Source organism: Runella sp. (genome assembly GCF_965279615.1).
Taxonomy (GTDB): Bacteria; Bacteroidota; Bacteroidia; order Cytophagales; family Spirosomataceae; genus Runella.
This window is the reverse complement of sequence record NZ_OZ257252.1, coordinates 7994999-8009917: the sequence shown is the minus strand read 5'-3', so window position 1 is coordinate 8009917 and position 14919 is coordinate 7994999. Positions and strand designations below refer to the sequence as shown.

13 protein-coding genes are annotated in these 14919 nt (G+C 43.2%); 8 read left to right on the top strand and 5 right to left on the bottom strand.

Annotated elements, in window-relative coordinates; translation table 11 throughout:
- The first annotated feature begins 3 nt into the window (after nucleotides 1-3).
- The 3 genes from kbl (at nucleotide 4) to ACQY73_RS33990 (ending at nucleotide 3198) form a co-directional block, all read left to right on the top strand.
- A complete protein-coding gene (kbl, locus tag ACQY73_RS34000) occupies nucleotides 4-1215 on the top strand; it encodes a glycine C-acetyltransferase (protein WP_428659264.1) in 1212 nt (403 codons plus the stop codon).
- 152 nt (nucleotides 1216-1367) lie between these two features.
- Nucleotides 1368-2489: a PQQ-binding-like beta-propeller repeat protein gene (locus tag ACQY73_RS33995; protein WP_428659261.1), complete on the top strand. Its 1122-nt coding sequence runs from the start codon at nucleotides 1368-1370 to the stop codon at nucleotides 2487-2489.
- A 25-nt stretch (nucleotides 2490-2514) separates the two neighbouring features.
- Entirely contained in the window at nucleotides 2515-3198 is a 684-nt protein-coding gene (locus ACQY73_RS33990; RefSeq protein WP_428659258.1) for an alpha/beta hydrolase-fold protein, read from the top strand.
- Between the two features lie 7 nt (nucleotides 3199-3205).
- On the opposite strand, the gene ACQY73_RS33985 is transcribed toward ACQY73_RS33990, so the two are convergent.
- Entirely contained in the window at nucleotides 3206-4504 is a 1299-nt protein-coding gene (locus ACQY73_RS33985) for a lysyl oxidase family protein (protein ID WP_428659256.1), read from the bottom strand.
- A 164-nt stretch (nucleotides 4505-4668) separates the two neighbouring features.
- Between ACQY73_RS33985 and dtd the strand changes: the two genes are divergently transcribed.
- Together dtd and ACQY73_RS33975 are read left to right on the top strand one after the other, a co-directional pair.
- Complete coding sequence (dtd, locus tag ACQY73_RS33980; RefSeq protein ID WP_428659253.1) at nucleotides 4669-5121, top strand: D-aminoacyl-tRNA deacylase; 453 nt, start codon at nucleotides 4669-4671, stop codon at nucleotides 5119-5121.
- A gap of 133 nt (nucleotides 5122-5254) precedes the next feature.
- Nucleotides 5255-5986 carry a tyrosine-protein phosphatase gene (locus tag ACQY73_RS33975; RefSeq protein ID WP_428659251.1) on the top strand — a complete coding sequence of 244 codons (732 nt, stop codon included), beginning with the start codon at nucleotides 5255-5257 and terminating at the stop codon, nucleotides 5984-5986.
- Nucleotides 5987-6093: 107 nt separating this feature from the next.
- Here ACQY73_RS33975 and ACQY73_RS33970 read toward each other — a convergent pair whose 3' ends face one another.
- Nucleotides 6094-6534: a hypothetical protein gene (locus ACQY73_RS33970; RefSeq protein ID WP_428659248.1), complete on the bottom strand. Its 441-nt coding sequence runs from the start codon at nucleotides 6532-6534 to the stop codon at nucleotides 6094-6096.
- A gap of 83 nt (nucleotides 6535-6617) precedes the next feature.
- Entirely contained in the window at nucleotides 6618-6986 is a 369-nt protein-coding gene (locus ACQY73_RS33965; RefSeq protein ID WP_428659245.1) for a hypothetical protein, read from the bottom strand.
- Nucleotides 6987-7224: 238 nt separating this feature from the next.
- On the opposite strand from ACQY73_RS33965, the gene ACQY73_RS33960 reads away from it, so the two are divergent.
- On the top strand, nucleotides 7225-7830 hold the full coding sequence (locus tag ACQY73_RS33960; RefSeq protein WP_428659242.1) for a 2,3-bisphosphoglycerate-dependent phosphoglycerate mutase: 606 nt from the start codon (nucleotides 7225-7227) through the stop codon (nucleotides 7828-7830).
- A 5-nt stretch (nucleotides 7831-7835) separates the two neighbouring features.
- Here the strand turns inward: ACQY73_RS33960 and ACQY73_RS33955 are convergent, their stop codons facing one another.
- Entirely contained in the window at nucleotides 7836-8435 is a 600-nt protein-coding gene (locus ACQY73_RS33955) for a DNA-3-methyladenine glycosylase (RefSeq protein ID WP_428659239.1), read from the bottom strand.
- A gap of 135 nt (nucleotides 8436-8570) precedes the next feature.
- Between ACQY73_RS33955 and ACQY73_RS33950 the strand changes: the two genes are divergently transcribed.
- A complete protein-coding gene (locus ACQY73_RS33950) occupies nucleotides 8571-10751 on the top strand; it encodes a gliding motility-associated C-terminal domain-containing protein (protein ID WP_428659236.1) in 2181 nt (726 codons plus the stop codon).
- A gap of 52 nt (nucleotides 10752-10803) precedes the next feature.
- Here the strand turns inward: ACQY73_RS33950 and ACQY73_RS33945 are convergent, their stop codons facing one another.
- A complete protein-coding gene (locus ACQY73_RS33945; RefSeq protein WP_428659233.1) occupies nucleotides 10804-13749 on the bottom strand; it encodes a DEAD/DEAH box helicase in 2946 nt (981 codons plus the stop codon).
- Nucleotides 13750-14066: 317 nt separating this feature from the next.
- Here ACQY73_RS33945 and ACQY73_RS33940 point away from each other — a divergent pair, with 317 nt between their 5' ends.
- Nucleotides 14067-14909, top strand: a complete 843-nt coding sequence (locus ACQY73_RS33940; RefSeq protein WP_428659230.1) for an AraC family transcriptional regulator — start codon at nucleotides 14067-14069, stop codon at nucleotides 14907-14909.
- The last annotated feature ends 10 nt before the right edge of the window (nucleotides 14910-14919 follow it).

Below are 14919 nucleotides of genomic sequence, written 5' to 3'. Positions count from 1 at the left end.
ACCATGTACGGAACTGTCAAAGAAGAACTTCAAAAAGAACTGGCTGCTATCAAAGAAGCCGGCTTATACAAATCTGAACGCATCATTGTCTCTCCCCAATCGTCGGTAATTGCCGTGCAGGATGGGCGCGAGGTGTTGAATTTTTGCGCCAATAATTACTTAGGACTTTCGTCGCACCCTGAAGTGGTCAAAGCCGCGCACGAAGCCCTTGAAACGCACGGTTACGGCATGTCGTCGGTGCGGTTTATTTGCGGAACGCAGGATATTCACAAAGAATTGGAACGTCAAACGGCCGAGTTTGTCGGTGCCGAAGACTGTATTTTGTACGCCGCCGCTTTCGACGCCAACGGTGGGGTATTTGAGCCTTTATTGGGCGAAGAAGATGCCATTATTTCCGACGAGCTTAACCACGCCTCCATCATCGACGGCATTCGTTTGTGCAAAGCCAAACGTTTTCGCTACAAAAACAACGACATGGCCGATTTGGAAGCCCAACTTCAGGCTGCCGCTTCGTGCCGTCGTAAGTTGATCGTGACCGACGGTGTATTTTCAATGGACGGCACCATTGCCCAATTGGATAAGATCTGTGATCTGGCTGACCAATACGGCGCGATGGTGATGGTCGACGAATGCCACGCCAGCGGTTTTATGGGCAAAACCGGTCGCGGAACGCCCGAGCACAAAAACGTTTTGGGACGCATCGACATCATTACCGGCACGTACGGAAAAGCCCTCGGCGGGGCGTCGGGTGGGTTTACGGCGGCGCGCAAAGAGATCGTGGAAATGCTCCGCCAACGTTCGCGCCCTTACTTGTTTTCCAATACTTTAGCTCCTTCCATTGTAGGCGCTTCGCTCAAAGTATTGGAATTACTGCGTAATTCTACCGCTTTGCGCGATAAACTCGAAACAAACACGCGCTATTTCCGCGAAGCCATGACCGCTGCCGGATTTGACATTTTGCCGGGCGAACATCCCATTGTGCCTATTATGCTTTACGATGCGCCATTGGCACAGGAATTTGCCAAGCAATTGTTGGAAGAAGGCATTTATGTGATCGGGTTCTTCTATCCTGTTGTTCCCAAAGGCAAAGCACGCATTCGGGTGCAGATCTCGGCCGGACACGAGCCGGAGCACCTTCAACAAGCGGTAGCTGCTTTTACAAAAGTTGGGCAAAAGTTGGGTGTTATTCCCGCAGCCGAAACCATAGAAAATTAATTCCTTTCCCGTTTTCTTAACCATGACGACGCCGGGCTACTTTTGTAGCTCGGCTTTTTTCTTTGACCTTTTGATAACTTTCTTTTGACACCAAATACCCGGTTTTCCTTTTCTTGGTAACTTGACAAAGAATATCCTATCAGCCAACGATTATGAGAAAGTATCTCTTATTTATTATCATCATTATTTCTTCCTGTTCTAAACCTATCAACATTCCCGGCGATACTAATGATGTTATCTATTTAGGAAGCGGAGAGAAAATTTATGCAATTGATGCCCAAACCGGAACGCAACGGTGGGTTACAGAAAGCAAAAATGCCACCTTTTCATCGGTCAGTGTAGAAGATGATCTGTTATTTACGCAAACTTCTCAGAAATGTATTGCTTTAAGTACTAAAACGGGTGAACAAAAATGGGAGTATTCATCCCGAGCCATTGGTTCATCAGGTGTTCCTCCATTGGTTCAGAAAAATGTAGTGTATACGGCGGCAGGATTCATATTTATAGCAACAGGCATTACAGCTTTAGATGCCAAAACCGGAAAAGAAATCTGGTCTTATTCTATAGGGCAGGCAGCAGGCAGTTCTACGCCTATCGTCGTCAATGGAACTTTATATGTTTGTATGGATCGTTCTTTATTTGCGTTTAATGCCACAACAGGAGAAAAAAAATGGCAGTATGTTACAACTATCAATGAACTGGGCACTCATACTTCTCCGGTCGTTGGGAATGGAGTTGTTTATTTTGGGAGCGGTACAAAAAAAGTCATCGCGCTGGATGCGGAAAGTGGAGACAAACGGTGGGAGTTTTCAATCGGAAATGCTGAACCCGGCTCTCCCACATTAGCAAACGGGATTTTATATTTTGGTACTGATACAAAAAAAATATATGCATTAGACGCTAAAACGGGTTTACTGAAATGGCAATTTGAAACCTCAGGTTCTGTGGGAACGCCAACGGTAGCGAATGATTTAGTGTATTTCAGCAGTATTGATAGAATAAATAACAAAGACCACAGGTTTTATGCATTGAACAGCCAAACCGGCACAATCCAATGGGAATTTGAAACAAATGGTGAAATAGGAGGATGTGTAGTTGCTAACGGCATAGTTTATTTTGGAAGCAACGATAAAAAACTTTATGCCTTTAGTGCTTTATATGGCACTAAATATTGGGAGTTTCCAACTGAAGATGCAGTAGTTAATTTTCCTTGTGTAGTAAGTAAATCAGGTAAAGTATTCAATTTTTCTTCAAACAGGGCACAATCATTTTAACTCCCGAAAGAAGCATCAATACCGTATGAAACTATCAATTTTGTTATTACTTTGCTTATTGCCGGTGTTCTGCACATTTTCCCAATCCAAACCCAAAGCCAACTACCCCTATTTGTTGTATTTACCCAAAGATTACGCTTCAACCACCAAAAACTACCCGGTCATAATCTACCTCCACGGCAGCTCGCATCGGGGAACGGATCTGAACAAACTGAAAAGTTACGGCCTACCTTATGTCATTGACAAAGGGCGGGAGTTTGAGTTTATTATCGTCTCGCCCCAATGCCCGAACGGTAAATTATGGTACACCGATAATTGGTTTGAACCCCTATACGCTGAACTGAAAACGAAGTACCGCATTGACCCTTCACGCGTGTATCTGACGGGCATCAGTATGGGCGGTGGCGGGGTATTTGAAGTGGCTAAAGATCACCCCGATACCTTTGCGGCATTGGTTCCGCTGTGTGCGTGGCAGAGCAATACCTCCCGTATTTGCCGGTTAAAAAATACTCCCATCTGGACCTTCCACGGCACGGCCGACGAGGTAGTGCCGATCTCAGAAACGGATGAAAAAGTCAGGACATTGCAAAAATGCAACGCCACTATTACCTACACCCAACTGGAAAATGACGGTCACGGTATTCAGTGGCTGTACGAAAAACAGGATAAATACGACATTTATCAATGGATGCTGAAGTATAAAAAATAATGGGTCGTTATCCTTCTTTCCGCTCCTGCTTTTCAATTCTGAATTTCATTTGAAAAACGTTATTGCTGCGGTTGCTTTCCAAATACGTGTGGTTGGGGTCTACTTCTATTTCCAAAAAATAATCGCCCGTTTTTAAGTTTTTAGGGAGCGTAATGAATTGCCCTTCATAGAGCATTCCATAGGTATCAAAGCCGCCAACGCTGATGCCCTGTTTATCATAGTCACAGGTGGCATAATTGCCCATTCCAAAATTGAGCATCGTCTCACCATAATTTTTACCGTCAATGGCGCACAATCCATCTTTATTATAACAGCTACCCGTCGTATACAGGCAATAACTCACCTTTTTACCTTTTGCCACTATACTACTTTTAGTACCCTCTTTTTTTAACAACCTGAATTCCACCCAATTGTCTACATGATAGTGATTGTGGCCCGGCAGGTTTTCGATGTACATCGTTCCTGCCGACAGGTCTCTGCTCACAATTTCTTCGTCATTTTTCGAATAAATTCTTTGCTTGATCTTTAACCTGCTCATGCTGCCATCGGGGCAGACCAAACAAGTATCCACTTTTTGGTCACCGCATATCCATTCGTTGGTTCCTACTATTTCCAATGGTCCTACGCCGATATTGGCAATAGAGGCCGCAAATCGTAATTGTCCCGGATATACTTTGTGGTTCCAGGGATATTCCTGAATCTGATTCTGCGTAAACAGCGGTACAATGACCATGTCGGGCAGTAATTCACAGTTTGCTTCACCGTTTGGGCAACGACATGTTGCATTATTTTTAATTGACGCCGGTTTGTTACTGAAAATCAATTGCACAGAATCAAGCCTTCCCACAATGTCTTTTTTCAGATCTTCGACCAATACAGTCCAAACGCCATTGGGATTTTGCCCGTTGTTGATAAAATCCAAACGACCATCAGGAACAAAATCGCCCGTAAAAGGAGCTTTTCCGTCACTGATCCGGCCATTTTTCCCAAATTGAGAGAAGCGAGTCTGTATATAATGTTTACCCGCCTCTTTTCCATTGCGATTGGTCAACCAAATACTTGTGCCGTCGGGGGCTTCAAGGGTAATTTTCAGGTCGCTTACTCTTTCGTGGTGCAAGGTGAGCAGTACAGCTTCCAAACCAAAGGTACTGTCAACCTTCGTTGGCAATCCGATGATAGTCAATTTAAAACTTTGCCGAGCATATATTCCGGCATAATCATTCAGGTTTCCACCTTTGCCGGTAAATGTTTGTGAATGGGCAAAACCGCCCAAAAAAGAGAGAAAAAAAGCAACTAAAGTCTTCACACGATGAGTTTTCCGTTAAGCTCGCAAAATACAGCTATTTTGTGAACTCCGGCGTTCTCAATCCATATCGGGCGTTGAGCTTTATTTTTCAGCGACCTATCCCAAAAATTCATTCTTATAATACGATTTTAGCCTTTACTTTGCAGTCCACAATTTTATCCGTAATGATTGCAGTAATACAACGCGTAAGCGAGGCTTCCGTTACCATTGAAGGTCACGTAAAGGGGCAGATTCAACAGGGTTTTTTAGTGCTTTTAGGTGTCACTCATACCGATACCAACGAAGATTTGGAATGGCTGGCTAAGAAGATCATCGGGCTGCGGGTCTTCTCCGACGCCGATGGAAAAATGAACCTTGACCTTAAATCAGTAGAAGGGAATATCTTGCTTATCAGTCAGTTTACACTTTATGCAAATACAAAAAAGGGCAATCGTCCGTCGTTTATCGAAGCAGCTCGCCCCGAGGTAGCCATTCCTTTGTATGAGCAAATGATCCAACGACTTTCGGCGGAATTGGGGCAACCCATTCAAACGGGCGAATTTGGTGCCGATATGAAAGTCTCTCTGCTCAACGATGGACCGGTAACGATTATCATCGACTCTAAAAATAAGGTATAATTATTATACAAGTGCCCGAAGTTTCGTAAGATTGTTGTAATTTCATCCTTTCGTTTTCTTTGTCATACACTTGGTTATCAGAATATTCAAAGACTGCCATTTTTTACCTGACAAATACAATTCCTTCTAACTTATGTCTTTATTTCAACGTTTATTTTCCGGAAAAACGCATCGAATTTTTAAATGGTTGGCAACTGATATGCATTCCCATTTATTGCCCGGAATCGACGATGGAAGCCCCGATATGCCTACGACGATGGAATATCTCACGCAATTGCAGGAAATTGGGTATCAAAAAGTAATTACTACGCCGCACGTCATGCGGGAATTATATCCCAACAAAGCGGCCGACATAAAGGCGCTTGCCGCCAAAGTAAATGAAGAAGCGGTTGCGGCAGGGCTGACAATAAAGTTGGAAGCATCGGCCGAATACATGTTGGACGATGGCTTTGATACACTTTTGGAAAATGACCAACTGATTCCCATTGCCAATCGATACATACTCATCGAAATGTCGTACGTAGCCCCGACGCTTAATTACGAAAATACGATCTTTAAAATTCAAGCCCAGGGATTCATTCCCATTCTGGCGCACCCTGAGCGCTATAACTACTTGTCCATGAGCGATTTTGAACGCATCAAGTCGCTTGGCTGTCTGCTACAGGTCAATTTGCTTTCTCTGACCGGGTATTATGGAAAACATACCCAAGCCATTGGACAACAGTTGATCCAACAAAAACACGCCTCGTTTTTGGGGAGCGATATGCATCATAATCGACACTTGGAAGCTATCAAGGAAATTTCTTCTTCCGGCAAACTGGTACGTCTGATCGAAAACACGGAGTGGCAAAATTCGAAGCTTTAAACAAAAGTTTCAATGCTGAAACAATAGCAGAAGGATTGAGGTATTTCTTAGGCAAAGTGCCCCGGCCCCTAATTAATTTTGTTCAATAATCAGGGCCGGAGCTAAGATTAATTTGTATTTTTAACTACCAGGTCTTTAAAGGCTTTGCCCAGTTCATCCATATCATGTCCAAATTCGGTTTTGAACATTTTCCATTTTTCTTTGCCGTCTACTTTATAATCATCCATCCTCATTTTCATGTCGATGTTCTTTTGTTTCAGCACAGCTACTTTCTTTGTATAATCAGCTTTCGCGTCTTCTTTTTCATTTTCTATTTTTGTATTAAATTCCGCAATGGCCAAGTCATTTGCCGCAATTTTAGCCGCCGTTTCTTTCCTGTAATTTTCAACATCCGCCAAGTACTCCCTGTTTGCTTTGTCTAAATCTACATTTGCTTCTTTGACATTATTTTGCGCATTTTTTACCTTTTGAGCAGGCGTCATGCAGCTTGTTAAAATTGTACCCGCCAGCATAGTGAATACGGCCAATGTTAAGATGTTTTTTTTCATTTTAATTGCTTTTAAAAAAGTACCCTTTAATTTACTTCGCGGGTATATCGAAGCTTTCTTTAAGTTTCCTTGTCAGGTCGAAATTAGTTTTTCGAAAAATACTCTCTCACAAATGCATATTGCTGATTTTCCGTCATTTTATCAGCCGGAAGCATTTCGATTTTTATCTTATCAAAATGATGATCTGCCTTCAATAAATTAAACAGCTCGGCTTTTGCATTTGTTGGTCCAAAAAGTAATACATCTTCATACTCTCTGATCGCGTCACTCAGCTTTTTATAGTATTCAGATTGATGCTGCTGTTCTTTATTGTGCATCAGGTTTTCGCTGTTACTCAATGTCGTATCTTTTTTTGACTCAACGGTAACCGTCTGAAGTGACTCGTCGGTAAACTCCATTAAATGAGCGGTTTCGGAATCCATCCAAATGCCTATTTTTTTTAATATTACCATAGTTTGTACTAATTTTATAAAGGTGTGTCAAAACACTAACCGAAAATCTTTGTTAAAAAGTGAGAAGTATTATTCATACTTTTACAATTATGCAGACTTGATTAATTACACAAAAGTGAGCTTTTTAGCTTCAGCAAGCATTACATAATTACTTAAAAGAGTTACATCATTCACACATTATTTCCATCGGGACCTCGTTGTCTCTTCTCAGGCAGGAATACATAATATCAGCAAAAGTATGGCATTATTGACGCTCATCAGACATGGACAATCTACCTATAATTTAGAAAATCGTTTTACGGGAAATACGGATGTTGAACTTACTCCTTTGGGGAAAGAAGAAGCCAAGCGTGCCGGCGAAAAACTAAAGAATATTACATTTACTACGGCCTATACATCCATGTTGAAACGGGCTCAGGAAACATTGCAAATTGTTTTGGAAGAATTGAAGCAAACGACCATTCCCGTTATCAAAATTGCGGCTTTTGATGAACGGCGGTACGGAAGTTTGCAGGGGCTGAATAAAGCGGAAACAGCCTTAAAATACGGCGATGCACAGGTGGAGATCTGGCGGAGAAGCTACGATGTATGTCCGCCCGATGGCGAAAGTTTAAAAGATACTTTTAACCGAACGGTGCCTTATTATAAACAGGAAATTGAACCCAAATTAAAAGCCGGGGAAACTATTTTGATTGTGGCTCATGGCAACAGTCTTCGGTCTTTGATGATGTATCTGGAAAATATCAGCCCTGAGGCTATCGCAGAGGTAAACATCGCGACGGGTTCTCCGAGGCTTTATACTTTTGATAATGAGCTGAAATTGATGAGCGTAAACTATTTATAGCCTTCCTACCTTTTACTCACAAACCGATTCCCTTTGATATAAAACCGATAAGGCAGATCGGCGCCCTGTGTGATTCCGATTCGCGTAGTGGTCACTACCTCAAAATCGGTATGCTTTGGCGGAATAATAAAGAGCGAGGCATCATCCAACAGCGAAGTTCCATTGTGACCGGCGAGGGTAATTCCCATTGCCTGCACCAACTTTGCGGGACCGTTGCAAAGTTCTCGAATCGTAAAATTGCCGTGTCCTTTTCTTGCCGCACGGCGTTTTTCCATCAATCCAATGCCTTCGGTGGGTTCTAAGGCACGGATCAGCACAGCCTCGCCTTTCCCTTCTTCGGCACTGACAATGTTGACACAGTGGTACATCCCATAGATCAGATACACATAGACCGAACCGGCAGGGCCAAACATGGCGGCGTTGCGCGTTGTTTGTTTTCGATAGGCGTGGCAAGCCGGATCGTCGGTAAGGTATGCTTCCGTCTCTACGATGATGCCGGCCGTGCGGCCTTCAGGGCTATCGTGCACGAGTTCGCTGCCCAAAAGCCGATTTGCCAATGTCAGCGTATCGTATTTTTGATAAAAATGAAGGTCTAATCGTTGCATGACTATCGTTAATGAATGGCTTTTGGTTGCAAATTTTACGTTTTTTTTACAACTAACCTTCCAATAATTCTATTTTTAACTTTACTAAATCCTCCGTGTTGTTTTCTTTTTTTGTTAAATTTGACATTCGCTCTTATGAATCAACGGATGCGCAACTTTATTTTTTTGGCCTTTGCTTTGGTTTGGCTGTGTGTGGAGACGCAGGCCCAGCGCATCTATGGAGGGCAAATCGACCGCCAAATTCAGGGTCAGACTCCGGAAGCATACTCCTATCGCATTGGTTGCACCTTTTTTGCTGATAAAGCAGGCTATGATGCACTTCCCAACAGGCTCCGTTTTGGTATTTATCGAAAAAAAGACAATGCATTCATTCAGGAATTCTTTGCGGACAAAAATAGTGACATAAGCGGCAGTAAATCAGCATTTTCCTGTAATAAAAGCAGCAAAACAGATTATCTCTTTGTCCGTTACAATCAAAATCTCATCCTTAAACCCACTGTTTTTTCCGACCCTGACGGCTATTACATCATTAATGATCCTGTGGGCAATCGGAATCCTACCAACAACGTTGCCTCTTCCCAAATTGTACTTTATCATTGGTTTTCGCCCCAGTACCTCTGGGAATATTTTGATGCTTCCGAACCCGGAAAAATCACTCCACAATGGGCACCCGATTCCTACAACTACTTCTGTACCAACGTCGAAGCAAATTTCAGTTTACAGATTCAGGCCGTCCCACTTGTAAGCACGCTCAATCGAACCAATTACACCCTTATGGTGCAAAATACAGCGCCACTCATGGGCGGTTTAAACGGGACTGCACCTTATCGAAGTGTGGATTGGAAAGCAGGGTATTCAGAGAGCCAAATGTTGCCGGGCGGCAATTTTCTGGTACCTGTTACGTATTTTATCAGTCCACAGGGATTAGCCGATCTGCAAATTTCCGCCAGACCGCTCAAAGCAGGCGTATACTCGATTGGCTTTATAGTTAAACACAGCCGCAATGGCGTGCCGTTGAGTGAGATTTACCGTGAGTATCAAATTCAGGTAGATGATTGCCCCCCGCCGCCACCCGCCAACATTCGCGTCAGTCAGGTGAATAAGCCTGCCGTCATTGCTTCGGCCAGAGTATGTGATGGCAAGTCGGTTCAACTCAATGCCGGCGCCAATCAGCCCAACATTACGTACGAATGGTCTAAAGATGGGAAAGTGATTGCGGGCCAAAAAGACTCCACATTGGTGGTAAAAGAAGAAGGTACCTATTCGGTTCAATTAACCAAAAAGGAGTCGTGTTTCCCGAGTACATCACCTCCGGCGTTCATCACGATTGTACCCAACCCCAAAGTTTTAATCGAATCATCCGTTCCAAGCGGCCTGTTATGTCCCGGCGGCTCGTTAAAATTATCAACACTTACGTCAGAACCTTTTGTTAAATACCAATGGCGTCGCGACACTGTGGCCATTGCCTCCGCCACGGATTCAACCTATAAGGTAACGCAGGTAGGTAACTATACCGTTGAAGTAATAGACCAAAACGGTTGCAAAGGTGAGTCTAAGACTTTTCTCATCAAAGCCGACAGCAGCGTCAAAGTGATCATGCAGGCCCTCCCTGTTAAGTGCAGCAATGATACAAGTTTGGTAAAGTTGGAAGGTACGCCGGTGGGAGGAAAATTTAGTGGAAATGGGGTAACTGCCAACAAATTCTCCCCCAAATCGGCAGGTGCAGGAACACATAAAATTGCCTACCTGCTCGACGACCCCAAGGCCTGCGTGGTGGGAACTGCCGAGCAAACAGCCACCGTTCTTTCTTCCCCTGCCCTTGAGTTGGGGCCCGACCAATTCATTTCTTCCATTGGTGGTGTTCAGCTTAATCAAAACAATGTATTAGCAAACGATTTTAACTTTCAATGGACGCCCCCCATTGGTTTGTCTTCTTCTACCGTTTCAAGTCCTTACGCCGACCCTGATCAAACAACCACTTATCAATTGACCGTCAGCGGCACAAATGGATGTATAAGCAAAGACACCATCACGATTGGTATTGTGCATGGAGTATACATTCCTGATGCTTTCACACCCAACGGAGACGGAGTCAATGATCTATGGGAACCTAAAGGGCTGGAAGAGTTTCCCGATGTTGAAATTCAGGTGTTTGACCGCTGGGGCCATGCCATTTATTCTTTCTCTAAAAATAACAGAAAACCCTTTGACGGCCTATACAACGGTACTTCACTGCCATCCGGCAATTATGTTTACCAAATTCTTACTCAACCCGAAGGCCATACCTATCGCGGCAGCTTACTGCTTTTGAGGTGATTGTCGGGGATAAGCGTTAAATGTTCAATGCTGAATGTTAAGTGTAAATGTATTACGCCAACAAGTCTATAATATCTTCTTTCGTCAACGATTTTACAAAGCTTTCTTCCGTAGTGATCAGTTCGTTAAAGAGCTTTTGTTTACTGCGTTGAAGATCCAGTATTTTCTCTTCAACGGAGTTTTTTGTAATGAATTTATAGGTAAAAACGGTTCGTTGCTGTCCGATTCGGTGCGCGCGGTCAATGGCCTGCGCTTCAATGGCGGGATTCCACCAAGGATCTAAAATAAAGACATAGTCGGCAGCAGTCAAATTCAGACCAAGGCCACCGGCACGGAGCGAGATAAGAAATATCTTGATTTCGTCGTTTTCCTGAAAAAGTTCTACCTGCTCTTGGCGGTCGGTGGTTGAGCCGTCCAAGTAGGCATAACGAATTTTCCGCTCGTCCAAATAGCGTCGCAGAATAGTAAGGTGTCGAATAAATTGACTGAATATCAACACCTTATGGTCTCCTGCCAACAATTCTTCCAGTTTTGCCTGTATCTCTTCCAATTTCCCTGATTCGCCTTCGTATTCGTCATCGATCATACGCGGGTGATTGGCCAATTGCCGTAATTTGGTCAATCCCTGCAACACCACGATCTGTGATTTGGCAATGCCTTCTTCTTCAATTTGTTCCAAAATAAAGTTGCGATAATACGACTTGGTTTCTTCGTAGCGCTGCTCCTGTTCCTCTGCCATGTCGCAATAATGAATACTTTCTACCTTGGGCGGCAAATCTAAAGCTACCTGCGACTTATGACGACGCAGCAAAAAGGGTTTGATCAGTGCAAACAGTTTTTGAGAACGTTTTTCGTCGTTATGCTTCTCAATTGGTATCTGAAAATGTGACCTGAAATACGATTGACTTCCCAACAAGCCGGGATTAACGAATGACATTTGCGCCCACAAATCCATCGTTGTATTTTCGAGCGGCGTACCTGTCAGGATCAATCGATGTCGGGCTTCCAGTTGCATTACTGCTTTCGTAATATGCGAAGACGGATTCTTAATGGCCTGTGACTCATCCAAAATGATGTAATGAAACGGATATGATCTCAGCATATCAATGTCAATGCGCACAATGCCATACGAGGTCAAGATCAAATCATATCCGTCAAACTGCCGGGGATTTTTATCGCGGTAGGTGCCGGTATAGATCAAAACGCGCAATTCGGGTGTAAAGCGCCGCGCTTCCAGTTGCCAATTGTACAACAAAGACGTCGGCATCACCAGCAACGAAGGGCGATTTGCACCTTTTTCTTTTTGGTATTGAAGCATTGCCAATGTCGTAACGGTTTTTCCCAGCCCCATATCATCGGCCAAACAACCGCCAAAACGGTAATTACTCAGAAAATTGATCCAATCATACCCTGCTTTTTGGTAAGGTCGTAACGTACCCGTGAACCCTTTTGGCAAAGGATTTTCATCGATCTCTTTAAAATCCCGCAGTTGCTCCAGTTTTCGGCTCATAATGACCTTGGCCAGGCTATCTTCTGCGAATTCCTGAACAAGCGCCAAATGGTGTTTACGCAACAAAAACTGCTGACTGTCAGGGTCGTATTCTGCAAACGCAAACAATTCAGAATAAGTAGTTAACCATGCTTCGGGGATGATGGCTATTTCGCCATTGGGTAAAGTAAATTCTCTTTTGCGAGCCAGAATTAGGTTCTTTAGCTTGATAAACGGGATTTCAAACTCTCCGAAACGCACCTTGGCATAAATATCGAACCAGTCCCGCCCTTCTTCAAACGAAATATCAATCGACGAATAACCCAGAAAATACTGCTTGCCGTTTTCGGTATTTTGACGAACCTGAACTCCTGCCTCCTTTAACGTAAAATGATTGATTCTCAACCACTCAAAGGCTTCACTTTTAGAGAGCTTTTTACGCCCCTGCTGCATTTCAAGGCCTAGTCCTTTGAGCAATAAAACCTTTGCTTTTTCGATCCTTAAATCCCTTCTGACCTTGTGAAAAATGTAAGAATCGCCGTTCTTCTCTAAACTTACATTGGCATTAGCGGCAAAATTGTCAAACTTAAACGTGAAATTTCCGTAACGAAACGACAATTCCAACACCACCTGCGACGAATCTTCCGTTGTCATTGCGTTGTCTTCTTCCGTTGTTTCAAAAAGCGTTGGGTTATTGGCAGCCGTTGAAGTTAACTCCGTCAAATTCAGAATGGGAAGCAACTCGGCGGTCTCGTATTTTATGTCAAATCCTTCGGCATACACTTCGTAGGAAGCAACCAAAGGCACCACAAATCGTTGAAAGTACTGCTCTTCAACCGTACGTGGAATAATGATCTGAGGTTTGGTCAAAAACGGCCGAATTTTTTTACCATCCACATGACGGTCAAAATGATACAGTTTGTCTTGTATTAACAGCCAAGCGGGTTCATCACAAACCAATAAGGCATTTTGATTTCGAATGTGAAGGCGCTCGCCGTTGTATTTTATATTAGGATAATAATGCGTATTTTCTTCGTTTCGTTTAAAATGGAAATAGACCTTGGCACGTTCGGGCATCCACTGAATCTGCGTCCAGGCAGGATTTCCGTCGGAGCCCATTACGTATAAATCCTTGCTTTTCAGTCGCTCCAGAATTTCTATTTTCCATTTTTCGATGTAGCCCGCAATGGCCTCCTGTATCAGTTTATCTCCTTTTTGGGGATCATATACTTTCAGAAAAAAATCAAGCGCACGAAGCTTTTTGGGATTGAATTTTTTCAGAATGGTGTCCTGCTGTATTGCCTCGATGGCTTTGACCAATTCAAAATCATTTTCATCCAGTCCCTTCGAAAATTCAGCCACATTTTTGGTCGAAACGATCTGATTCAGCAAGGTTAATTCACCTTTACTATTGACTTGGACTACATATGAACCGAATAAATACCCCAAATATTCATGTTGAAAAAGCGAATAAACGATCGAAAAAGGTTGGGTAGTAGCGACTTTCATACTAAAAAAACAGCGTAGCAAAGAGAGACAAAAATCCGAAACGGCCGTTCGGAAAGTGGAGCCACTTTTCGAACGTTTACAAATATACGCGCAGGCTACCTAACAACCAAATATGAATCTAACTAAAAATAAGAAAGCGGCTATTGCCGCTTTCCCAATAATATCATAGGTTTATTGTGAGAAAAGTCTTGAATTGCTTCTCTGATAAAGTACAAATGTCTCAATTTCTTTCCCCAAATAATTATACCCTTTTTTCCTTAATTTGTTCTGATTTAACATTTTGGCCATATTTGTGCATCAATACACGACAATCAAGCATGAAAACCGAGTACGAGAATATTACGCCCGACAAAGGCAGTTCTTTTAAATTATTGCATTGGCGCTCGCACGAAGACCGTTTTTTTTGGCATCAACATCCCGAGTATGAGATTGTATACATTCATAAAGGCTCCGGCAAACGACACATCGGCCAACACCTTTCGCATTTTGAAGAGGGGGCATTGATGTTTATCGGCCCCAACGTTCCGCACCTTAATTTTGGCTACGGCGCCGACAACGAACACGAGGAAATCGTTATCCAATTACGAGATGACTTTCTGGGAGAATTATTTCTGCAAAGCCCCGAACTCCACGACGTCAAGCGCCTTTTTGAGTTGTCGAAACAAGGGCTTAATTTCCACGGGAAGACCCGACAGCACGTTGCGGCTCAAATGCTGAGAATGCCGTCGCTCAATCACTTTGACCGCCTGATCCAATTGTTGCTTATTTTACAGGAATTGGCCGTTACAAAAGACTATACGGTTTTAAAAACAAACGGGATTTCTTACGAGCACAGCCATCGCGAAGAAGCCCGCATTCGTCAGATCTACGCCTTTGTCGAAAAAAATTATCAAAAAGAGATTGATTTACAGACCATCGCCAATTTGGCTAACCTGACGATTCCTTCGTTTTGTCGTTATTTTAAAAAAATTACGCAAATGACCTTTACTGATTTTGTCAATGAATATCGGGTAAAGCAGGCCTGTAAGATGTTTACCCAAAACCAGTCGGTAACGGATGTGTGTTATGCCAACGGTTTCAACAACCTGTCGCATTTTACCAAAACGTTTAAGTCAGTAACGGGGAAAACCCCAAGAGAATATAAGAAGGAATTGGTGTAGAAAATTGTAG

Coding starts and splice junctions, on each gene's coding strand:
- ACQY73_RS33940 (WP_428659230.1), top strand. CDS start 14,067: ATGAAAACCGAGTACGAGAATATTACGCCCGACAAAGGCAGTTCTTTT.
- ACQY73_RS33975 (WP_428659251.1), top strand. CDS start 5,255: ATGTCTTTATTTCAACGTTTATTTTCCGGAAAAACGCATCGAATTTTT.
- kbl (WP_428659264.1), top strand. CDS start 4: ATGTACGGAACTGTCAAAGAAGAACTTCAAAAAGAACTGGCTGCTATC.
- ACQY73_RS33965 (WP_428659245.1), bottom strand. CDS start 6,986: ATGGTAATATTAAAAAAAATAGGCATTTGGATGGATTCCGAAACCGCT.
- ACQY73_RS33960 (WP_428659242.1), top strand. CDS start 7,225: ATGGCATTATTGACGCTCATCAGACATGGACAATCTACCTATAATTTA.
- ACQY73_RS33945 (WP_428659233.1), bottom strand. CDS start 13,749: ATGAAAGTCGCTACTACCCAACCTTTTTCGATCGTTTATTCGCTTTTT.
- dtd (WP_428659253.1), top strand. CDS start 4,669: ATGATTGCAGTAATACAACGCGTAAGCGAGGCTTCCGTTACCATTGAA.
- ACQY73_RS33995 (WP_428659261.1), top strand. CDS start 1,368: ATGAGAAAGTATCTCTTATTTATTATCATCATTATTTCTTCCTGTTCT.
- ACQY73_RS33990 (WP_428659258.1), top strand. CDS start 2,515: ATGAAACTATCAATTTTGTTATTACTTTGCTTATTGCCGGTGTTCTGC.
- ACQY73_RS33970 (WP_428659248.1), bottom strand. CDS start 6,534: ATGAAAAAAAACATCTTAACATTGGCCGTATTCACTATGCTGGCGGGT.
- ACQY73_RS33955 (WP_428659239.1), bottom strand. CDS start 8,435: ATGCAACGATTAGACCTTCATTTTTATCAAAAATACGATACGCTGACA.
- ACQY73_RS33950 (WP_428659236.1), top strand. CDS start 8,571: ATGAATCAACGGATGCGCAACTTTATTTTTTTGGCCTTTGCTTTGGTT.